The sequence below is a fragment of the Desulfobacterales bacterium genome (genome assembly GCA_034520365.1).
Taxonomy (GTDB): Bacteria; Desulfobacterota; Desulfobacteria; order Desulfobacterales; family Desulfosalsimonadaceae; genus M55B175.
In genome coordinates this window covers 374,741-393,782 of record JAXHNP010000006.1, presented here as the reverse complement: position 1 = coordinate 393,782, position 19,042 = coordinate 374,741, and the positions used below count along the sequence as shown (strand labels likewise).

At 53.4% G+C, this 19,042-nt stretch carries 23 protein-coding genes; 14 read left to right on the top strand and 9 right to left on the bottom strand.

The features are described 5' to 3' along the window. The 12 genes from U5L07_09865 (at position 1) to U5L07_09810 (ending at position 10,224) form a co-directional block, all read left to right on the top strand. Positions 1–1,146 carry a hypothetical protein gene (locus U5L07_09865; GenBank protein MDZ7832043.1) on the top strand — a complete coding sequence of 382 codons (1,146 nt, stop codon included), beginning with the start codon at positions 1–3 and terminating at the stop codon, positions 1,144–1,146. Next, complete coding sequence (locus U5L07_09860; protein MDZ7832042.1) at positions 1,147–2,883, top strand: AMP-binding protein; 1,737 nt, start codon at positions 1,147–1,149, stop codon at positions 2,881–2,883. After that, complete coding sequence (locus tag U5L07_09855) at positions 2,873–3,181, top strand: phosphopantetheine-binding protein (protein MDZ7832041.1); 309 nt, start codon at positions 2,873–2,875, stop codon at positions 3,179–3,181. The genes U5L07_09860 and U5L07_09855 overlap by 11 nt, the downstream gene beginning before the upstream one ends. Continuing rightward, complete coding sequence (locus tag U5L07_09850) at positions 3,178–4,113, top strand: radical SAM protein (protein MDZ7832040.1); 936 nt, start codon at positions 3,178–3,180, stop codon at positions 4,111–4,113. Before U5L07_09855 ends, U5L07_09850 begins: the two co-directional genes overlap by 4 nt. Positions 4,114–4,143: 30 nt before the next feature. Further along, entirely contained in the window at positions 4,144–4,380 is a 237-nt protein-coding gene (locus U5L07_09845) for a thioredoxin family protein (protein ID MDZ7832039.1), read from the top strand. A gap of 170 nt (positions 4,381–4,550) precedes the next feature. Continuing rightward, the gene (locus U5L07_09840; GenBank protein MDZ7832038.1) at positions 4,551–6,233 is read left to right on the top strand and encodes a hypothetical protein; all 1,683 of its coding nucleotides are present in this window, start codon (positions 4,551–4,553) and stop codon (positions 6,231–6,233) included. A gap of 47 nt (positions 6,234–6,280) precedes the next feature. Next, positions 6,281–7,015: an isoprenylcysteine carboxylmethyltransferase family protein gene (locus tag U5L07_09835; GenBank protein ID MDZ7832037.1), complete on the top strand. Its 735-nt coding sequence runs from the start codon at positions 6,281–6,283 to the stop codon at positions 7,013–7,015. A 91-nt stretch (positions 7,016–7,106) separates the two neighbouring features. Continuing rightward, positions 7,107–7,904 carry a prolipoprotein diacylglyceryl transferase gene (lgt, locus tag U5L07_09830; GenBank protein ID MDZ7832036.1) on the top strand — a complete coding sequence of 266 codons (798 nt, stop codon included), beginning with the start codon at positions 7,107–7,109 and terminating at the stop codon, positions 7,902–7,904. A gap of 97 nt (positions 7,905–8,001) precedes the next feature. Next, entirely contained in the window at positions 8,002–9,249 is a 1,248-nt protein-coding gene (locus U5L07_09825) for an SPASM domain-containing protein (protein ID MDZ7832035.1), read from the top strand. A 126-nt stretch (positions 9,250–9,375) separates the two neighbouring features. Continuing rightward, positions 9,376–9,528 (top strand): hypothetical protein, encoded by a 153-nt coding sequence (locus U5L07_09820; GenBank protein ID MDZ7832034.1) that lies wholly within the window; start codon positions 9,376–9,378, stop codon positions 9,526–9,528. Between the two features lie 35 nt (positions 9,529–9,563). Beyond that, on the top strand, positions 9,564–10,040 hold the full coding sequence (locus tag U5L07_09815; GenBank protein MDZ7832033.1) for a rhodanese-like domain-containing protein: 477 nt from the start codon (positions 9,564–9,566) through the stop codon (positions 10,038–10,040). Next, positions 10,030–10,224, top strand: coding sequence for a hypothetical protein (locus tag U5L07_09810; protein MDZ7832032.1), 195 nt, complete (start codon positions 10,030–10,032; stop codon positions 10,222–10,224). The genes U5L07_09815 and U5L07_09810 overlap by 11 nt, the downstream gene beginning before the upstream one ends. A 59-nt stretch (positions 10,225–10,283) precedes the next feature. On the opposite strand, the gene U5L07_09805 is transcribed toward U5L07_09810, so the two are convergent. The 4 genes from U5L07_09805 to U5L07_09790 form a co-directional block, all read right to left on the bottom strand. Next, positions 10,284–10,883 (bottom strand): helix-turn-helix domain-containing protein, encoded by a 600-nt coding sequence (locus U5L07_09805; GenBank protein ID MDZ7832031.1) that lies wholly within the window; start codon positions 10,881–10,883, stop codon positions 10,284–10,286. Between the two features lie 136 nt (positions 10,884–11,019). After that, positions 11,020–11,850 carry a sulfite exporter TauE/SafE family protein gene (locus U5L07_09800; protein MDZ7832030.1) on the bottom strand — a complete coding sequence of 277 codons (831 nt, stop codon included), beginning with the start codon at positions 11,848–11,850 and terminating at the stop codon, positions 11,020–11,022. A gap of 36 nt (positions 11,851–11,886) precedes the next feature. Continuing rightward, the gene (locus U5L07_09795) at positions 11,887–12,198 is read right to left on the bottom strand and encodes a NifB/NifX family molybdenum-iron cluster-binding protein (GenBank protein ID MDZ7832029.1); all 312 of its coding nucleotides are present in this window, start codon (positions 12,196–12,198) and stop codon (positions 11,887–11,889) included. Between the two features lie 192 nt (positions 12,199–12,390). Next, a complete protein-coding gene (locus U5L07_09790; GenBank protein ID MDZ7832028.1) occupies positions 12,391–13,794 on the bottom strand; it encodes a sigma 54-interacting transcriptional regulator in 1,404 nt (467 codons plus the stop codon). Between the two features lie 173 nt (positions 13,795–13,967). On the opposite strand from U5L07_09790, the gene U5L07_09785 reads away from it, so the two are divergent. Both U5L07_09785 and U5L07_09780 read left to right on the top strand, forming a co-directional pair. Beyond that, the gene (locus U5L07_09785; GenBank protein ID MDZ7832027.1) at positions 13,968–14,819 is read left to right on the top strand and encodes a DUF4405 domain-containing protein; all 852 of its coding nucleotides are present in this window, start codon (positions 13,968–13,970) and stop codon (positions 14,817–14,819) included. A gap of 104 nt (positions 14,820–14,923) precedes the next feature. Further along, entirely contained in the window at positions 14,924–15,334 is a 411-nt protein-coding gene (locus U5L07_09780) for a metalloregulator ArsR/SmtB family transcription factor (GenBank protein MDZ7832026.1), read from the top strand. Positions 15,335–15,403: 69 nt separating this feature from the next. Here U5L07_09780 and nifU read toward each other — a convergent pair whose 3' ends face one another. From nifU to nadA, 5 genes are all read right to left on the bottom strand, one after another. Next, positions 15,404–15,775, bottom strand: coding sequence for a Fe-S cluster assembly scaffold protein NifU (gene nifU / locus U5L07_09775; protein MDZ7832025.1), 372 nt, complete (start codon positions 15,773–15,775; stop codon positions 15,404–15,406). A 39-nt stretch (positions 15,776–15,814) separates the two neighbouring features. Then, complete coding sequence (locus U5L07_09770) at positions 15,815–16,210, bottom strand: Rrf2 family transcriptional regulator (GenBank protein ID MDZ7832024.1); 396 nt, start codon at positions 16,208–16,210, stop codon at positions 15,815–15,817. A 13-nt stretch (positions 16,211–16,223) separates the two neighbouring features. After that, on the bottom strand, positions 16,224–17,408 hold the full coding sequence (locus tag U5L07_09765; protein MDZ7832023.1) for a cysteine desulfurase family protein: 1,185 nt from the start codon (positions 17,406–17,408) through the stop codon (positions 16,224–16,226). A gap of 35 nt (positions 17,409–17,443) precedes the next feature. Then, positions 17,444–17,695: a sulfurtransferase TusA family protein gene (locus tag U5L07_09760; GenBank protein ID MDZ7832022.1), complete on the bottom strand. Its 252-nt coding sequence runs from the start codon at positions 17,693–17,695 to the stop codon at positions 17,444–17,446. A 230-nt stretch (positions 17,696–17,925) separates the two neighbouring features. Beyond that, positions 17,926–18,981 carry a quinolinate synthase NadA gene (gene nadA, locus U5L07_09755; protein MDZ7832021.1) on the bottom strand — a complete coding sequence of 352 codons (1,056 nt, stop codon included), beginning with the start codon at positions 18,979–18,981 and terminating at the stop codon, positions 17,926–17,928. Between the last annotated feature and the right edge of the window lie 61 nt (positions 18,982–19,042).

Here is a 19,042-nt window from a genome sequence, read left to right as displayed (position 1 = left end):
ATGCGGACAGCAGATAACAACGGCCTGAATCCGATGCAAACGAAAACCGATCCCCCTGATTTCGCCCTTATCGGTCATCCTTTTAATATGGATCACCTGTACCGGTATCTGAAGCATCATAAACCGGATCTGAAACAACCCCGGCGGGAACTCCTCTTGAAACTGTTTGAATGGACGCCGCCGTTTGCGGATCGACAGATATCGGTGACGTCCCGGACCGGACGGACCATCAGGGGAAGCATGATCATCTGTCCGCTGCTTCCGGAAATGCTGGAAGTATCCGATAACCGGCGGTTTCGTACTTTGTGCGTGGAGAAGGTAATTGGCGCCCTTGAACTTGCGGGGCGTCAAGGCACGAGAATAGCCGGACTGGGCGGGTTCACCTCCATCGCCGATGGGGATCAGGGCGGGCGGGTGGCTGAAAAAGTCCCGGAAATGGCCGTATCATCCGGCAATACGCTCACAGCCATGGCGGCGGTGGACGGTGTGATCCGGGCGAGCAAACTGCTGGGAGTGGATATGACTGAAGCCACGATCGCCGTGATCGGCGCCGCCGGCGATATCGGAACCGCCTGTTGCCGCTTCCTGGTTTCAAAAGTCAAGCGGCTGATCCTGGTATCGCGGTTTGCGTTCAATCTGCGACGGATTGCGGACGAACTCAAGACGAACGGAAGGGCCGAAGTGATAGCGGACATGGGGCGTGAAAAGGCGCTGGCAAAGGCGGATGGGGTCATCACCGCGGCAAGCGCCGCGGCCCCCATTTTCTGTCCGGGAGATTTCAAGCCGGGGGCCATTGTGTGCGATGTGGGATATCCCAAAAATATTTTCACCGATTATGAGATGGATCAATCAAAAATTTTCCTCTTTTCCGGCGGACTCCTGGCATCACCTTCTCCGGTGCTGATGAGCTATGACGCCGGGCTTCCCGACCCGAATATCCTCTATGGCTGCTGGTCCGAAACTATCGTGCTGGCCTTGGAGGACCGTTTTCAAAGTTTTTCCCTGGGCAGGGGCCGCATCACGCCGGAAAAAATGCGGATCATCTGGGATCTGGCCATGAAACATGGATTTAAGCCCGCGCCGTTTTTTTTTGACGAAAAAATCTGGAACAAGGATCAAATCGGCAGAATCCGGGAGTTGCGGTAAATGGATGCATTCAAATGGGCGTATGGCATAACACCGGACACCCGGACGCTTTGCGATGTGATGGCCGATCATGCAGTCCGTCGGAAGAATAAGATTTTTTGCACTGTGGCGGGAAGCCGGGGCGACCGCTCTATCTCTTTCGGCGGGCTTTATGACGGCGTGCTGCGCTATGCGGCGGCCATGCGCGCATCCGAGCTCGCGCCGGGGGAACGGGTGGCCGTGATGCTTCCCACCGGCGTGGAATGTCTTTTCGCCTATTTTGGCGCCATGACGGCGGGTCTGGTTCCCGCCCTGGTCGCTCCGCCGTTTCTTCCCCGCAAAATGGATACCTTTGTCCGAAGCAGGGCCGAAATGCTTGAAGGAATCGGGGCCGCGGCCCTGATCGTTTCAACAGCCAGGAAAAAGACGGGGCTTGACATCAAGACGCAGGCGCCCGCCATGCGCCATGTATTTACGGCCGAAGCTCTGGAGCAAGCCAGTTGCGGCCCTGGGCGGGAATTCCGGGATGAAATTTCACCCGCGCAACTCGCTATGATTCAATTTTCCTCGGGCAGCGGTGGCAGACAAAAGGCGGTTGCCTTGACCCATGCCAACATCGTCGCCAATCTGACGGCTGTCCGATCCGTCATCGGGACTCTGCCCGATGATGTGATCGTCTGCTGGCTCCCGTTGTTTCATGACATGGGATTGCTCGGCTGTGTGTGCCAAGCCCTTTTTTCCGGGTGCGGCCTGGCATTGATGCCTCCGACCCGGTTTATTTCCTCGCCCGGGGCCTGGCTGCGATTGATGCACGAGAAGTCCGGGACCATCGGGGTTGCGCCGAACTTCGGCTACCAATTATGCGTGGACAAGATCAAAACGCCGAATTCCGGGCAAATGGATCTTTCGAAATGGCGCATTGCGATGAACGGGGCTGAAATGGCCACCGAGGAGACAATGACCGCTTTTTCGGAAAAATTCGCTCCGGCCGGGTTCCGCGCCCGGGCATTCATGCCGGTGTACGGCCTGGCGGAGGCCACGGTGGCCGTCTGTTTTACCCCGCCAGGGGCCGGGCCGACCATCGACCGGATCGACCGGCATCGGCTTGAAACCGAGGGAGTTGCCGAACCAGCGCGGAATTTAAAGGAAAGTACGCCCGTTGTCTCGGTGGGAAAATCGATTCCCGGGGTCGAGGTCCGGATCATGGATACCGCCGGGAATGAGGCCGCCGAGCGGGTCCAGGGAAACCTTTATGTCCGGTCGCCGTCCCTGATGAATCAATATTTCAGTGATCCGGAGGCCACGAAAGCGGTTTTTCATGATGGCTGGCTGGATACCGGGGATCTGGCATATCGAGCCGGCGCGGACATTTTTGTCACGGGCCGGTCAAAAGACATCATTGTTCGGGCCGGCGGGAATTATCACCCGGAACATTTCGAGCAGGCCGTGTCCACCGTTGACGGCATTCAAAAAAACGGCGTGGCGGCGTTCGGCGTTTTTTCTTCCCTAAAAGGTACCGAAGATATTGTAATGATGGTGGAGGCCGACGTCCGCGACAAGGCCGGCAAACACCGGCTGGCGATGGATTGCCGGCGGGCCGTCTCAAAGCGGCTCGAATTGACGCTTGATGATCTGGTTATTGTCGCGCCCATGACGATTCCCCGGACAACCAGCGGGAAAGTCCAACGCCCCCTTTGCCGCCGGATGTACTTGGAAACCTTCAAAAAACGGGCGTCCGGAGATCGAGATGACCGATAGGATTTACCGTTCATGGACAAAACCCGCTGTTTTTCAGGTCCTGGTGCAATTGCTTCCCCGGGTGGCGCCGCTCAAGGTGGCCGGGCCGGTATTTCCTGAAACATCGCTCTCGGAAGACCTGGAATTTGATTCTTTGGACGCCATTGATCTTTTGACCGCCGTCAATGAGGCTTTTTCCATTGTTTTAGATTTTGAAGCCTGGATTGACGAGGAGTCACAGTTGGAGGAGAAGCCTTTCACGGTTGACTCATTATGCCGGTTCATCATCCAGGAAATGCGGAAGGGAGAGGGGGAATGAAAAACATTCATTTCGGTATCCGAAAGGACATGCAGGCCGATGTGAGGCCCGAACCCAATGCCTGCAAAGGGTATGTCATGGATCTGTCGCTGGGGTGCGCCCACAACTGCATTTACTGCATTTTTTCACCCCTCGAGAAAAAGGTTCACAAATTGTTTCATCCAGACTACAACAATCGCGTGATTCCTCTAAAAATCGACCAGTTCCTCGAGAGGAAGGAATTTCCGCCCGTGGTTTATCTGAGTTATGCATCGGATCCATTATCGCGCGCGGACATTATTGAGACCACGAAAACCGTGCTGAAGCTTCTCTTTTCGCGCAACGTCTCGGTTTTCTTCCTGACAAAGGGGCTCTTTACGGAGGATCTCATCGACGTGATCCGCATGCGGCCGGACCTTATGGGGATTCAGGTGGGGATCACCAGCCCGGACGCCAAACGAAATAAAATCATCGAGCCGGGCGCGCCGGCCTATGAATCCCGGTTGAAAAATTTCGAAAAACTGGCGGGCATACCCGGGCTGGGGTGTCTTGCGGTCAGAATTGATCCGCTGTTTCCCGGCATCGATGACACCGTGGAGAATATTGAAAGAATGATCGCGGATATCCGACATCTTGGCGTTCGGGAGGCGGTTTTCGGATACCTGATCTTGACGGAAGCCATGAGGGAAAGCCTGAAAAAGAATGAATATCTCAGGGCGTCCATGGAAGCGCTTTCGGAAAAAACGCCGACCATATCCAACCGGTCCCTTTTTTCATTTCCTTTGGTGAAAAAAGTTGAAAAATTAGCTCTTTTCCAGAACTTATGCCATAAAAAGAATGTGTCGATGTCTGTGTGCGGATGCAAGGACGAAAGGTTGAAGGATCTACCCTTCCAGTGGGTATGTCACCCATTTAACAGGAAAGACCGGACTGACGGACAGTTTCCGGATTAGTCCGTAACCCGAAACAAAAGGAGAAGCATCATGAAAATCGACGTGATCGGCCCTGGCTGCCCGTTTTGCAAGACATTGTACAAGCGGGTCAATGAGGTGATGGAGGAAAACAACATGGAGGCGGATGTTGAGCATCTGACCAATTTTAAATCCTGGATCAAGCATTTTCCCATGACCCCGGTGCTGATCGTGGACGGCGAGATCCGGCACCGGGGCAAATGGCTGCCCAAAAAAGAAAAAATTCTCCAGCTCCTGACCCGGGCATAAAATCCGTGTGGTATTATCCGGAAATGGATCCGGTGGCCTTGACCCTGGGGCCATTCCAAATTCACTGGTATGGATTGATGTATGTGGCGGGGTTTACGGCCGGCTGGCGATTGGGGCTTTTTCGCGCCAAAACCAAACCCGATGGGAACCGCGACCGGGAAGGATAACAGATGAGTATTGAACATACTTTTGATGAGATCCGAAATGATCATGATTTTAATATATCTCGGGAGCCGGTCCGATACTCTGACGTGTTTCCGTTGCCGGTTCGAAAATGCGCCGCCTATTTAAAAATGCGTCGACAGAAGATTCTCCATCGGAAGCTGACGGAAAATAAAACCATAAATCAATCCGTGGTTGAAGGTGACCCGGCCGCCTATTGGCGGAATGGCCGGCCAGGGCATCGAGCCTTGAGCGGTTTTCATAACCAGGATGTTCCTGCATACATGATGTCGATGCAGGCCGAGGCGATTTTGAATTTTCCTTTTATGCAGCATGTCCGTCAACACTATAAAGGCCTGCCGGGTTACCGAATACAGCGGGCGATCATCACTGCGATTTTAAATATCAATGCCCTCTTTTGTCCGAAAAGAGTGGTGCTCGGGCATAGCACATCTCCGGAAATCCGCCTGACGACAACCGCGTTTGCCAGCGATATGGGCCGTTTTGATCTTTATAAGGTGCTGGGTCCGGGGTATCCGGTGTACCACGCCGAAATGACCCGGCGAATCCCCGCTTATGTGGCGGCAAACATGGATGCGTTGATCCATGCCGGCACAGAAAAAATTAAAACACCGGCCGAGTTTTTGGTTTGGGGTAAAAAAAGAAGATTTATGGGGGCATATCCGGTTATCGAAGTGCCTGAAAATCATCTGTCGCCCGACTCACCCTGGGTTTCCCAGGACCAACTGGCACGAAAAGAGATTTGCCATCAGATTCTTAAAGACGCAAAGGACGCCTTAAAAGTCAACTCCGAACAACCCATCTATATCATTGATTTTGGCGGCGGTGTCGGCAACCTTTCCGAGAAGCTGTTAAAACGGATCTATGCCATGCCCGACTCGGAAGCGGAAACCCGGGAGCTGCTGAAAAAAAGAGTACGGGTCATTGTAAGGGAAGCCTCCGGGGAGCAGATTTGCGGAGGGCGGGTGCGCTTTAAAAAAATGGGAATCGGGAGAAACGGGTCCGGCATTGATCTCACAGGGATTGACGGGAATATATGTTTTTTGAAAAACGATATCACCCTGCCGATGGAATCGCCGAATCAGGCTAAAACCGAAGGAAAAACCGCTTTGGAAACGCTTGGGTCAAAATGGCCGGACTTTAATCTGGAAAACAGTCTCGTCATTGGAATGAGCGCATATGTTCTTGGCGCGATTCCGTCAGGATTGATGGAAAAAGCGGCAAAGGAAATTAGCAGACAATGCACAAAATTTTATGCGGTGGATTTTTCCTCTCCTTCCTGGCGGTTGAAGGCTTTTTTAAAGGATACCGGTGAATGGGGAAACGCATATTTAAGAGCTGTGCACGGTAAAACAGACGGGGGGGTTGACGCCATGCTGCATCCCCACGTTAAATATCTGGCTTTATCGCCGGGACTGGCTTCCCAGTATGCCTCCTGGCCGGGGGCCGACGGCCATAACTCAGGGTATACGATTCGGAAAGACGGCACGCTGCTGCCTCCGAATATATTGACCATTGCCGAAAAAATGCGACAACTGCACGAAAAGGATGTTTATTACAAATCCAAGGTCAGGCTCTATACGCTGCTTTACCTGGGGCATACGATAAAGGGAAATGTCGCATTGGCATGTGTTCCGGGATGGGTTGCCGATTATCTTCTGGTAGAGTGAAGAAAATATCGTTTTGATTTTTTTTCCGACACAAAAAAAAATTTTTTATGCGCATTTTAAAAACAGCCACCGGATACGCAATTATTCTGATCGCGGCTCTCCTGGCGCAGGCCTCTTTCCTGGCACTGGGGCTGTTTCTGTTTTACGGTTCCTTTGAGCTGGTGGATCTGGGCATGGGCACTGCCGGAAGCCTGGTTTTTGACACCTTTCTTTCCGCGATTTTTTTTATTCAGCACAGCACCATGGTTCGTCAGAGATTTCGACTCTGGCTGGCGAAATTGATTCCAAAGGAATTTTACGGCGCCTTCTTTACCATTTCATCTGCGATGGTATTGCTGGTAATTTTAATTTTCTGGCAGAAGACGCCGATGATTCTTTTTTCAGCCCCGGAAATGACACTCTTGGTGATCCGGTGCGCTTTCTTTTTGGTTATCGCCGGATTGGCCTGGGGCGGGTGGTCTCTTCAGCCGTTTGATCCCATGGGACTGGCCCCCATCGTCAACCGGCTTCGGAGCAAACCGGAAATCCCCGCACAACTGATCATCCGCGGGCCGTACCGGTGGGTGCGACACCCGCTCTACCTTTTTGCTATCCTCCTTATTTGGGCCATCCCCGAGATAACCGCGGATCGAATGCTGTTTAATGTGTTGTGGACATTATGGATCATTGCCGGGGCGTTTCTGGAGGAACGGGATCTTACGAATTTTTTTGGAGAAGCCTATTTCAGTTATCAACGAAAAGTCCCGATGCTGATTCCAAAAGGCATCCGACCTGCGGTGTAAAGCGGTTACGCCTCAGAATGGAACCGGATGCCGTCTTAAAGCAAGAACTTGAAGATATGGCCGACAAATTGTCAAGATTAACATGATTGTTTTGCCCGAAATAGATCCGGTGGCCGTTGAAATCGGCCCTCTGGCTGTGCGCTGGTACGGGCTGATGTATGTGATCGGTTTTGCCGCCGCCCTGGTCCTGGGCACCAGGCGCGCCAGGCGCAAAGATTCGCCGATGACTCCCGCGCAGTTTCAGGACCTGGCCTTCTATGCCATGGTCGGCCTTGTCATCGGCGCCAGACTTGGCTACATGATCTTTTACGACAGCGCCGCATTGATCCGGGCGCCGCTGGAGATCATAAAAGTCTGGCACGGGGGAATGTCCTTTCACGGCGGGCTGCTCGGCATTGGGGTGGCGGGTTTGGTTTTTGCGAAACGAAATGATATCCATTTCCTGGACCTGGGGGATTTTGTCGCCCCGCTGGCTCCGCCGGGCCTTTTTGCCGGCCGCATCGGCAACTTTATCAACGCCGAGCTCTGGGGCCGGCCCAGCGATGTGCCCTGGGCGATGGTTTTTCCCGGGCCGGCGGCCGGCCCGTTTTCCCGCCATCCCAGCCAGCTCTATGAAGCCCTGCTGGAAGGCGCGGTCTTATTTTTCATCCTCTGGTTTTTTTCCCGGCAGCCGCGGCCCAGAGGCATGGTTCTCGGACTTTTTCTGCTTCTTTACGGCCTGTTCCGCTTTCTGGTGGAATTTTTCCGGCAGCCGGACATCCAGCTTGGCTTTGTGGCCCTGGATTTTCTGACCATGGGCCAGCTCCTGTCCCTGCCCATGGCGATAATCGGCTCAGGGTTTATAGCCCGGGCATACTGTTGTGAACGCAAAAATGGAGGACCGGTATGAATGACTTGAAAATTCTGAAAAATGCATTTGATTTAAATGGCCACATCTGCTGGACGAACGTCACCGGTTTTCAAAACCGTTGATTATCAATGGCAAAATGACAAGCAAAACCAAAAGCATTCCGCAAAATTCAATTTTTCTGCCGGCCGATCGGCAGCGGGGGTGGAAATTTCCGGCGGGCATGAAATTTAGGGTCAGGGGAAAAGAGGGGAGGCTGTTTCGGCGTCTTTGTATCTCCTCGTTGAGAAAAGTCTACGTGGAGCCCACCACCCGGTGCAATTTAGACTGCACCACCTGCATGCGCCACTCCTGGGATGAACCCGGCGGCACGATGCCGATGGGTACCTTTCATAAATTGATTCAAGACCTGGCATCGGTCAAAACATTGGAGCGCATGGCGTTCTGGGGAATCGGCGAACCGCTGATGCACTCCGGCATCGTTGAAATGATTAAACTGGCGAAAACAATCGGGGTGCGGACCGAACTGATCACCAACGGCATGGTGCTGAATGCCGAGCTTTCCCGGAAACTGGTACTATCCGGCCTGGACCTGCTGGTCGTGTCGGTCGACGGCTCGACGCCGGCTTCCTACTCGGCTATCCGGTGCGGTGCAGACCTCAATGACCTAATCCGGAACATCGAGCACCTGAACACATGTAAGTCGGCCCTGAATCTGCACACGCCGGAAATCGGCATCGAATGCGTCGTTTCCCGGAAGAACATCGAAGAACTGCCGGATTTGGCGGAAATCGCCCGACGGATGAAAGCAACACGCATCTATATCAGCAATGTGCTCCCCTACACCCGGGAAGATAAGGCCGATATCCTGTACTGGCGGACCGCCGGCAGCCCCGTTACATCCAACGGCCCTACCGGGCAGGCGTCGGCGCGGGTGGTGCTACCGCGAATCGACCGGCGTCCGGAGATTCTGGAACCCCTGACCGATTTCCTGACCCGGTTTAACGGAATGAAAACGGTTCCGCCGCAAGATGCCGGCAGAGCCAGATGCTGCCCTTTTGTCGCCAAGGGCGGCATTGCGGTGCGGTGGGACGGAGAGGTCAGTCCCTGCATTCCGTTGATGCATTCGCATTCCTGTTTCATTCTTGACCGGGAAAAAACCGTCAGAAGATACAGTGTCGGCAATGTGAACCGGAAAACCATCGATCAGATATGGAAAAAACAGGAATACGTCACGTTCCGGAAACGCGTCATCGATTTTGATTTCGCCCCCTGCAATCATTGCGATTGCGAACTGGCCGAATCCAATGAAGAAGACTGCTTCGGCACCCCCTTTCCCACCTGCGGGGACTGCCTGTGGGCCGAAGGCATCATCATATGTCCGTAGACGGGTATTATCGATTTTCATGTTTCGGATTTAAAAGTTTCTATTTCCTTAAGATATAGCCAATGCACGCTGAACTGGTCCAGAGGACCGGGTTTTTCAAAAGGAAAATAAATTGAGGAGAAAAAAATGGTTCTCAACCTGTCGGAAAGTGATTACATGCAAATGAAAGGCGCAGTCCTCGATGAGGACGGGAAAGAAGCGCTTCGTCTCATCAAGGAGTTTATCAAACAGATCGAACAGCAGAAACAGGCCGGAATGAAATCGCACCTGGACGGGTAAACAAAAAAAAAGGAAAAGGAAAAGGAAAATAATTGATGATACGCATCGGCACCATAGTGATAGCCCTGATATTCGGCGGTTTCGCATTCGCCCATGCAGATGAAATTACCCTGGAGAAATATCTTTCCGGGTTTGATTACAAGGCCCGCAAGGAAATGAAAATCGACAGCGCGGAACTGACCCGGGGACTTGAAGAGGGGCGTATCCAGTTGATCGACATCCGTTTCACAGAGGAAGTAAGCGCCTGGGCGACGGGGTTTGCAACCGCCATTCCGCTCGATGAACTCCCCGGTCGTCTCGACGAACTGCAGAAGGACAAGATTATCGTCACGGCCTGTCCGCACAAGGATCGCGCCATCCTGGCGATGGCCTATCTGCGGACCAGAGGATACCGGGCGAAGTACCTGGTTGATGGCCTTATCGGTCTGGCCGAACACCTTCGCGGGGACCGGGCTCGCGACTTTATCGAGGCGATGAAAAAAAAGGGTCAAATCTTTATTTTTGACAAATAAGGAAGAAAAAGATACCGGTTTTGCGATATCACCGCAGGCTGCGGTGGGAAGGCTTTCCGGTGGAATCAACTACAGCGCCGTGAGCGTCGCCAGAAAGCGATTACGCCTCAGAATGAAATCGGATGCCACTTTAAAGCAAGAGCTTGAGGACGTGGCCGACAAATTGTCAATATTAAAGATTTGACCCCAAGAAACGCGGTTTTGGATGGCCGGGGATGTTGCAAAAAATGAAACCGTTTCAGGCTACGTTTCACTTTCAGGCGGGGTGATGCCCAGTTTCTTCATTTTCCGCCAGAGGGTGCTCCGGCTGATGCCAAGGGCTTTTGCGGTCTTTTCCCGGCTGTTTGCGTTTTGCCTCAGAAAAGTGCGGATCTTTTCGGCTTCAACCTGCTGCTCTTCAGAGAGCCGGGGGGCTGCCGGGCCTTTTTTCTGGGCAATTTCCGGGGGAAGATGGGTTTTTCTGATAACCGAATCCTTGCAGGTAATAAAAGCATACTCAATGGCGTTTTCCAGTTCCCGGACATTGCCGGGAAACCAATATTCCATAAGTGCCTGCAGGGCATCCGGTGCAATTTCCCGGATGTTTTTCCCCTTGCTCAGATTCAGCTTTTCAATAAACCGGTCTGCCAGAAGGGGAATATCTTCTCTTCTTTCCCGCAGGGGCGGCAGTTCCAATGTGACCACATTCAGGCGGTAAAAAAGGTCTTCGCGGAAGTCACCATCTGCCACCCGCTGTCTGAAAAAAGGGGTCAAATCTTTATTTTTGACAAATAAGGAAGAAAAAGATACCGGTTTTGCGATATCACCGCAGGCTGCGGTGGGAAGGCTTTCCGGTGGAATCAACTACAGCGCCGTGAGCGTCGCCAGAAAGCGATTACGCCTCAGAATGAATCGGATGCCACTTTAAAGCAAGAGCTTGAGGACGTGGCCGACAAATTGTCAAGATTAAAGATTTGACCCCAAGACACCAAGAAACCAACTACAGCGGCAGCCCCAGCCAGGCAAACACGCCGCACATCTTCAGTCCCATGTAAAACATCACAATGACAAAGAGATACCTGAGCTGCTTTGCGGGCAGAAGGTGAGCGGCCCTGGCCCCCACAAAGGCCATGGGAATGCTGCATCCGGCCAGGAGAATCCATTGCAGCCAGTTGACATAGCCTGTGGAATACGGAGGAAGCCCTGCAATGCCAAGTCCATTAAGGATATAGGCGGCCACCCCGCCAACGGCCGCAAACATCATCAGGGCCGTGGAAGTGCCCACCGCCTGGTGCATTTTGAATTTCAGAAACACCACCATCACCGGAATCATTAACACGCCGCCGCCGATGCCGATAAGCCCGGAGACAATACCCAGGATGATCCCCCAGAAAACATAGGCGAGTGTGCTTTCAGAGGGGTTCTCATCCACCTTGGGCGGTTTGGCTGTCAGCATCCGGATGGCGCCCAGGATGATGGCCGCACCAAACAGCTTGGTCAGGATTGCCCCGGAAATATGCGCGGCAAAGTAGCCGCCCAGAAAAGCACCGAACGCGGCAATCACCCCGAGTATCACGCCCTGCTTCCAGAGCACGGCGCCCTTGAAATGATGCGTCAGGGCACCGCTCAGGGCAGTGGGCAGCACCACCAGCAGATTGGTGCCGAACGCGATCCGAATAGCCAGGGTCGGATCCACGCCGATTGCCTTCAATACCCAGAACTGGATCGGGACCATGATAAAACAGCCTCCCACTCCCAGAAGGCCTGAAGCAAATCCCACCCCCAGGCCGGTGATGAGCAATACAATGATATGAACAGTTTCCATTTCCATTGGTAAAAACCTCCTTTCTTTTAGGCCGGACCGGCATTATGCCGAAAACCATTCCGATTTCATCAGTTTCTCTATTACCTGTTCAGCCTCTCCTTTTTGATTTTCCACAACAACAACTCCCTGCAGTTGCAGCCACCGCCTGCAAAATTTCTGAATGCCCCCGCAGACCAGGACATCTGTTTTAACCCCGGCGATTTTACGGGCCATTTCCATGGGGTCATCGGTGTCCGGTTCCATTATCCATTTTTCAAGGATGTTTCCCTGTTGCACTTCATAAAACACGATGGCAGGGGAACTTCCGAAATAAGGAGCCACCCGGCTGCCGAATAAAAGGACACCTACAATCATTTCTGCTCCCAATAATATGTTCCTGGTTCAAACATGCCTTTACTTTTTCACAGGCATAATTGATGCCAACATGAACATACGTCGGCACGATACTAAAGATTGGTGAAATTTCAGGATGTTGAAAGGAAAAAAGGAAAAACGGCGGCGGTTTTGGATGGGCGGGGATGTTGCAAAAAATGAAACCGTTTCAGGCTATGTTTCACTTTCAGGCGGGGTGATGCCCAGTTTCTTCATTTTGCGCCAGAGGGTGCTCCGGCTGATACCAAGGGCTTTTGCGGTCTTTTCCCGGCTGTTTGCGTGTTGCTTCAGAAAGGTGCGGATCTTTTCGGCTTCCATATGCTGCTCTTCAGAGAGCCGCGGCGCAGCCGGACCTTCTTTCCGCGCAATTTCCGGGGGCAGATGCGCATTGCGGATAACGCTGCCCTTGCAGGTAATAAAAGCATACTCAATGGCGTTTTCCAGTTCCCGGACATTGCCCGGAAACGAATACTCCATAAGGGACTGCAGGGCATCCGGTGCGATTTCCCGGATGTTTTTCCCCTTGCTCAGATTGAACTTTTCAATAAACCGGTCCGCCAGAAGGGGGGTATCTTCTCTTCTTTCACTCAGGGGCGGCAGTTCCAGTGTGACCACATTCAGGCGGTAAAAAAGGTCTTCCCTGAATTCCCCATCTGCCACCCGCTGTTTTAGCGGATGATTGGCCGCTGCAATGATCCGGAAATCCGATTTCACAGTGCGGGTGCCGCCAACCGGGGTAAATTCCCGGCTTTCTAAAACCCGGAGCAGATCGGATTGAAAGGCAAACGGCGTGGTCCCGATTTCATCGAGAAACAGGGTCCCCTGGTCGGCTGCAAGAAAATATCCGGACTTATCCCGGACTGCTCCGGTAAACGCCCCTTTGACATGGCCGAACAGCTCGGATTCGAGCAGTCCTTCGGGCAGCGCGGCACAATTGACCGCAACAAACGGACCCTTGTTTCGCCGGCTCAGATTGTGAATGGCCCGGGCAGCCAGCTCTTTTCCGGTGCCGGTGGGGCCCTGGATCAAAACGGAACTGTCGCTTTCGGCAATATCGGGCAGAAAAGAAAGGATTTTCTGCATTTGGGGACTTTTGCCGACAATGTCTTCCCTGACATACTGCCGGTCAAGCCGGCGCTGCAATTCCTTTAAGTCCGAAAGGTCTCTGAAGGTCTCCACACCGCCGATGACCTCGCCTTTGGCATTGCGGAGGATATTGGTGCTCAGGCTGATGGGCTTCTGCTCGCCCTGCTGTGTAATGATCCGGGCGGAAATATCAATCTGCGGGGCTTCATCTAAAAGCGTTTTTTCCAGTGCGCAGTTTTTGGCACAAATATCGGCCCGGAATACATCAAAGCAGAACTGGCCGACGGCTTCCTGCCGGGAAAGGCCGGTAATATATTCTGCCGCCCGGTTAAAAGAGGTGATCCGTTTTTCCCTGTCTATGGTAAAGACGCCGTCACTGATGCTTTCCAAAATGGTGCAGCAGGGCGACTGGATAAGAGAGGTGATGTCGCAGAAAACAGGCCGGAGGTTTTCCGGCAAGGACGGATTTTTTTGTTTTCGACCCTTTTCCATGGCGTTATTATCCGGTTGTTTTGCCTGTTTGTCAACGTCCCTGTTTCTCCCTGTTTTTCCCGGGCGTGTGACATGAAAACCGCTTGTATGTTTTGCCCTGATCCTGCATAAAAAGTATTGAATCGCAACTGCGACCGCGGAAACCTGCAATTCTTTTTGAAAAGGGGAAAAGCATGAATCAGCAGATAAAAATCAAAAAAATTGTTTCCCTGACCGCATTGCTGTCATTTCTTGTGGTCGTGCTAAACAGCATTGCGCTCTATATTGCACCCCAGGGCCGCGTGGCCCATTGGGTGGACTGGCGCTTTCTGGGGCTGACCAAAACGCAATGGTCCGATCAGCATATCCTGGTGGGCCTTCTTTTTCTGATCGCCCTGTGTCTCCATATTTATTACAACTGGAACCCGATTGTAACCTATCTGAAAAATAAGTCCCGGAAGATCAAGGTGTTCACGCCTAATTTCAACATCGCCCTGGCACTGACCGTTGTTTTCACCATCGGCGCCTACGCCGGGGTCGCCCCTTTCAGGTGGGTGGTGGATTTCAGCGAAGCAATCAAAAACAGCGTGGCCGAAAGCCAGGGGGAGCCGCCCTACGGCCATGCACAAGACTCCGACCTGGACACATTTGCCGGAAAAACTGGGCTTGACCTTGCAGACAGCCTGTCGAGATTAAAGCAGGCAGGCATCCGGGTGGACAATCCAAAGCAGACACTTCTTGAAATCGCCCGGCAAAACAAGATCACCCCGCAAGACGTATATGAGGCAATGCAGCCCGGTGAAATGCCGGCACCGGATGCAAGTCTTCCGGAAAACCCGCCCCAGGGTCTTGGCAAACAAACGCTTTCCGATATCTGCCGACAATTCGGGCTGGATACCGCGGCGGTGATAACCGCCTTAAAGAACCGCGATATAACGGCCACCCCGGATGCGAGCATCAGGCAGATTGCCGATCAGCACGGGATGGAGCCTGCGGATGTCTATGGAATCATCAAAAGCGCCGCAGACAGCCGGCCGGATTTGTGAAAAATAAAAAATTGAATTTTTTCTTGACATGCCCGGCCTATGTTTATATTTTTATTTAGCCAATTAACTAAATATGCAATTTTCAAACGACCAAGATATGCTAAATGGAAAAAACACTCAAACAAATCAAGGCGCTTTCCGACGGCAACCGCCTTCGGGTCGTCATGGCCCTGTCAGCACACGATGAGCTTTGCGTCTGCCAGATCACCGAGCTTCTGCAGGTGTCAACGCCCACGGTTTCAAGACACATGAGCATTCTGCAGAATGCCGGGCTGGTTGAAAGCCGCAAGGACGCCCGGTGGGTGCACTACCGGTTGTCCGAAAACTTTCCGGAAGCGCTTTTAAACTGGGCAAACTCTTCAGTCGCCGGCTCCCGGATCATATGGAAGGACAAACAAGCGCTTGAAACCATTTTGTCCTTTCCGCCGGATGAATTGTGCAGGACGCGGAAGCAGCGGTCGATAGCAAATAACACTGATGATGCAAATAAAAATACGGGCCGGCAACAAGACTGAAGAGGGTCGAAAAAATGCGCCGGCACCGTATTATATAGCTTCCTTATTATATAGCTTCCTTGAGGCCTATCATTTATTCCTTTTCTGCTCGTAGTCCTCGATGGCCTTGCCCAGGGCCTCGGCTCCCAGATTGGAACAGTGCATCTTCTCTTTGGGCAGGCCCTCCAGCGATTCGGCTATGGCCTGCTTGGAAATTTGCTTGGCTTCTTCCAGACTGATCCCCCTGGCCAGCTCGCTGACCATGCTGGAGACAGCTATGGCCGCAACGCAGCCGAAGGTCTTGAACCTGACGTCCTCGAGTCTGTCGTCTTTGACCTTTATATATACGGTCATGGCATCACCGCAGACCGGATTGCCGACCTCACCCACGCCGTCGGGCTCCTCTATGCTGCCCATGTTTCTGGGATTGGAAAAATGATCCATTACTTTTTCGCTATACATAATGGTCTCCTTTTTTAAATGGATGACTTGCCCCTCTCCCTACAGCTTGTCAGCCAGGGTGACTTTCTTGAGCTCCCGGTACATGGCATCCCTGGCCTGCTCCCAGACGTCCCGGGTGGGGCATATCTGGATGCGATCGCAGTTTTCGGGGTTATCCAGGCAATCCACCAGGGAGATGGATCTCTCCAAAGTCTCGACGATCTCCGCAAAGTTGATCTCCCCGGGCGGCCTGGACAGAACGTATCCCCCTTTGGGGCCCTGGATGCTGTAAACCAGACTTTTCTTTTTCAAAGGGATGATGATCTGCTCCAAGTACTTGACCGAAATGCCCTCCCGATTGGCCACATCCTTTAAATGCACCGGCCCTTTATTTAAGTGTCTGGCCATATCAAGCATCAACCTGGCGCCGTATCTGCTGCGGGTAGAGAGCTTCATTGTGACTCCTTGTTCAAACTTTGGATCCTGCAGCGGCCTTTTCTTCCCACAGAGGCGAGTAGGAACGCAGTTTGTCGACAACCTGGGGCAGGGTCTCTATCACATAATCCACGTCCTCTTGGGTGTTGACCGGACTCAGGGTAAAGACCGCGGATCCATGGGCGATTTCGGGCTTTACGGAGATGGCTGTCAGCACCGGAGAGGTTTTCAGGGCCTTGGAGGCGCAGGCGGAACCGGTGTTGATACAGATCCCCTGCTGGCTGAGCAGAAAGACCAGCGCCTCGCCCTCTATGGCCTCAAAGCACAGGCTTAAATGTCCGGGGAGGCGTTTTTCGGGATGCCCGGTGAAGCGGATCTTGCCGATTCTGTCCTGGATACCGGCCTTTAATCTGTCTCTTAGGGTCCTTAGCCCGGCGGCGTTTTCCTCCAATTCCTGTACGGCCAACTCCGCGGCCTTGCCGAAGCCGATGATGCCGGGAACGTTCTCTGTTCCCGCCCGTCTTCCCCGCTCCTGGATGCCGCCGTGTATAAGGGGCATAACCCGGGTGCTGCCGCGAATGTAAAGGGCGCCGACCCCTTTGGAACCCCGGAGAGACGGGGCGGAAAGGCTCAACAGATCAACATTCAGCTCATCCACGTTTACCGGGATCTGTCCCGCCGTGGCCACCGCGTCGGTGTGCATCAAAACTCCCCGGCTCCTGCAGACCGCCGACAGCTCGTCTATGGGCTGCACGGTGCCGATTTCGTTGTTACCGTGCATAACAGAGACCAGGACGGTCTCCGGGCGGATGCTCCTTTCAAGCTTTTCCGGATCCACGAGCCCGGTTTCATCCACCGGCAGATAGCTGACCTCAAAATCCATCTGTTGCAGAAACCTGGCCGAGTTGAGCACGGAATGGTGCTCAATACCGGATATAACAACATGGCTGCCCTTCTTGCGCCGGGCCAGGGGAACGCCTTTGAGGGCCATGTTATTGGCCTCTGCCCCGGAAGCGGTAAAAACGATCTCCCCGGTTTCGGCCCCGATCAGCCCGGCCACCTTTTCCCGCTGCTCCTCTATGTCTTTTTGGACCTTGGCCCCCGAAGCATAGAGAGTCGAAGGATTGGCGAATTCGCGGTCAAAGTAGGGAAGCATCGCCTCTATGGCCTCGCTGCGAACCGGTGTCGCTGCGGCGTGATCCATATATACAGTCTCCATAAACACTCCTCCATTTTGACAGATTTCAACAGCCCTCATTCTTTTTTCTTGCGAATGTAGAGCTTGTAACAGTCCTCGTCCTCCTCCACACCGACGAACTCCTGCCCGCACCTGGAGCACCAATCCGGGATGTCTTCCAGGGCCTGGTCGTAGTCGGTTAAAACCTCCAGGACCTGGCCCTTTTTCAGGCACTTCAGCTTTTCCCCGGGCTCCAGAAGATGCATGGGACACATGCGGCACACCAGGTCGAGCGTATCGTCAGCGGACATGTTTTCCACAAATTTCATATCCTTGCCTCCTGAAAATTAAAGTATACTAAAATTATATATACTGTATTAATAGGATATGACCTGCAGGTTAAGCTGTCAAGGCGAATTTGAGCTTGGAACCCTTGATCCACAATCTATGTAGCTTGGGTTTCGAGGCCGGCGATAATGGCATGCCCACAGGCCACTGCGCTTACCGCCCAGGCGGGCCCCATCTCTTTGAAGAACCTCCTTCTTGTGCGGCCTGCCTCTCAGTCCTGCAGGGCCAGCATCCTCTCCAGGGCCTTACGGGCCTGTTTTGCGATTTCCGGATCCACACGGACCACATTGACCTGTCCCGGATGCTCCAGGGTGTAGCAAAGCTTTTGCAGGTCGATCTTGGCCATGTTCGGACAAAAGGACCGTGACAGGGGCAATATGGTCCGATCCCTGTAGTGCTCCCGGAGCCTGTCAATCATGTTGCACTCCGTGCCGATGACGATCTCATCTCCGGGAGAGGACTCTTCCACATATCTTACCATGAATTCCGTGGATCCGGATGCGTCAGCCGCCGCCACCACCTCCGGTGTGCACTCCGGATGGACCACGATCCGGGCTGCGGGACGGGTCTGCCTCATCTCCTCGATCATCCGCGTATTGAATCTGGTGTGCACCAGGCAATGGCCTTTCCAGAGAACGATCCTGGCTCTTGCCAGATCCTCCTCGGAATTGCCGCCCCGGGCGACCCCGGGCTCCCAGATCGCGACCTCCCCCCTGGCAATGCCCAGTTTGTCCGCAGTGTTTAACCCCAGATACTGATCGGGAAGGAAAAAGATGCGCTTTTCCTGTTCCAGGGCCCGGGAAAACGCCTTTTCCGCATTGGAGGAGGTACAGATCAAGCCTTTGTTGCGGCCGCAGAAGGCCTTGATCTCGGCTTCGGAGTCCATGTAGGCGATGGGGACCACGGATTTTGCTGCCCATAAATCGGTCAACTCCTCCCAGCTCCGCTCCACGATATAAGGATCCGCCATATCCGCCATCCAGCAGCCGGCCTCCGCATCCGGGATCTGCACGCGCTGCTCCTGCCTGGCCAGAATAGCGGTGCTCTCCGCCATAAAGTGCACGCCGCAGAAGACGATGTATTCCGCCTTGGTATCCGACGCCGCCCTGCGGGCCAGGCCGAAGGAATCGCCCACGTAGTCTCCCAGCTCCACGATCCGGCTGTTCTGGTAATGATGGGTCAGGATAATCAGCCTGCTGCCGAGCCTGGATTTGATCTGCCTGATCCTTTCCCTGTACTCCGCTTGCGGCTTGCTCTCTTTATTCAAGGGTTCACCCCTTTTTCTCTTCACCGCTCCGGGCGGAAAACAGCGAATTCAGATCACTTAA

Coding starts and splice junctions, on each gene's coding strand:
- U5L07_09865 (MDZ7832043.1), top strand. CDS start 1: ATGCGGACAGCAGATAACAACGGCCTGAATCCGATGCAAACGAAAACC.
- U5L07_09860 (MDZ7832042.1), top strand. CDS start 1,147: ATGGATGCATTCAAATGGGCGTATGGCATAACACCGGACACCCGGACG.
- U5L07_09855 (MDZ7832041.1), top strand. CDS start 2,873: ATGACCGATAGGATTTACCGTTCATGGACAAAACCCGCTGTTTTTCAG.
- U5L07_09850 (MDZ7832040.1), top strand. CDS start 3,178: ATGAAAAACATTCATTTCGGTATCCGAAAGGACATGCAGGCCGATGTG.
- U5L07_09845 (MDZ7832039.1), top strand. CDS start 4,144: ATGAAAATCGACGTGATCGGCCCTGGCTGCCCGTTTTGCAAGACATTG.
- U5L07_09840 (MDZ7832038.1), top strand. CDS start 4,551: ATGAGTATTGAACATACTTTTGATGAGATCCGAAATGATCATGATTTT.
- U5L07_09835 (MDZ7832037.1), top strand. CDS start 6,281: ATGCGCATTTTAAAAACAGCCACCGGATACGCAATTATTCTGATCGCG.
- U5L07_09825 (MDZ7832035.1), top strand. CDS start 8,002: ATGACAAGCAAAACCAAAAGCATTCCGCAAAATTCAATTTTTCTGCCG.
- U5L07_09820 (MDZ7832034.1), top strand. CDS start 9,376: ATGGTTCTCAACCTGTCGGAAAGTGATTACATGCAAATGAAAGGCGCA.
- U5L07_09815 (MDZ7832033.1), top strand. CDS start 9,564: ATGATACGCATCGGCACCATAGTGATAGCCCTGATATTCGGCGGTTTC.
- U5L07_09800 (MDZ7832030.1), bottom strand. CDS start 11,850: ATGGAAATGGAAACTGTTCATATCATTGTATTGCTCATCACCGGCCTG.
- U5L07_09795 (MDZ7832029.1), bottom strand. CDS start 12,198: ATGATTGTAGGTGTCCTTTTATTCGGCAGCCGGGTGGCTCCTTATTTC.
- U5L07_09790 (MDZ7832028.1), bottom strand. CDS start 13,794: ATGGAAAAGGGTCGAAAACAAAAAAATCCGTCCTTGCCGGAAAACCTC.
- U5L07_09785 (MDZ7832027.1), top strand. CDS start 13,968: ATGAATCAGCAGATAAAAATCAAAAAAATTGTTTCCCTGACCGCATTG.
- U5L07_09780 (MDZ7832026.1), top strand. CDS start 14,924: ATGGAAAAAACACTCAAACAAATCAAGGCGCTTTCCGACGGCAACCGC.
- nifU (MDZ7832025.1), bottom strand. CDS start 15,775: ATGTATAGCGAAAAAGTAATGGATCATTTTTCCAATCCCAGAAACATG.
- U5L07_09770 (MDZ7832024.1), bottom strand. CDS start 16,210: ATGAAGCTCTCTACCCGCAGCAGATACGGCGCCAGGTTGATGCTTGAT.
- U5L07_09765 (MDZ7832023.1), bottom strand. CDS start 17,408: ATGGAGACTGTATATATGGATCACGCCGCAGCGACACCGGTTCGCAGC.
- U5L07_09760 (MDZ7832022.1), bottom strand. CDS start 17,695: ATGAAATTTGTGGAAAACATGTCCGCTGACGATACGCTCGACCTGGTG.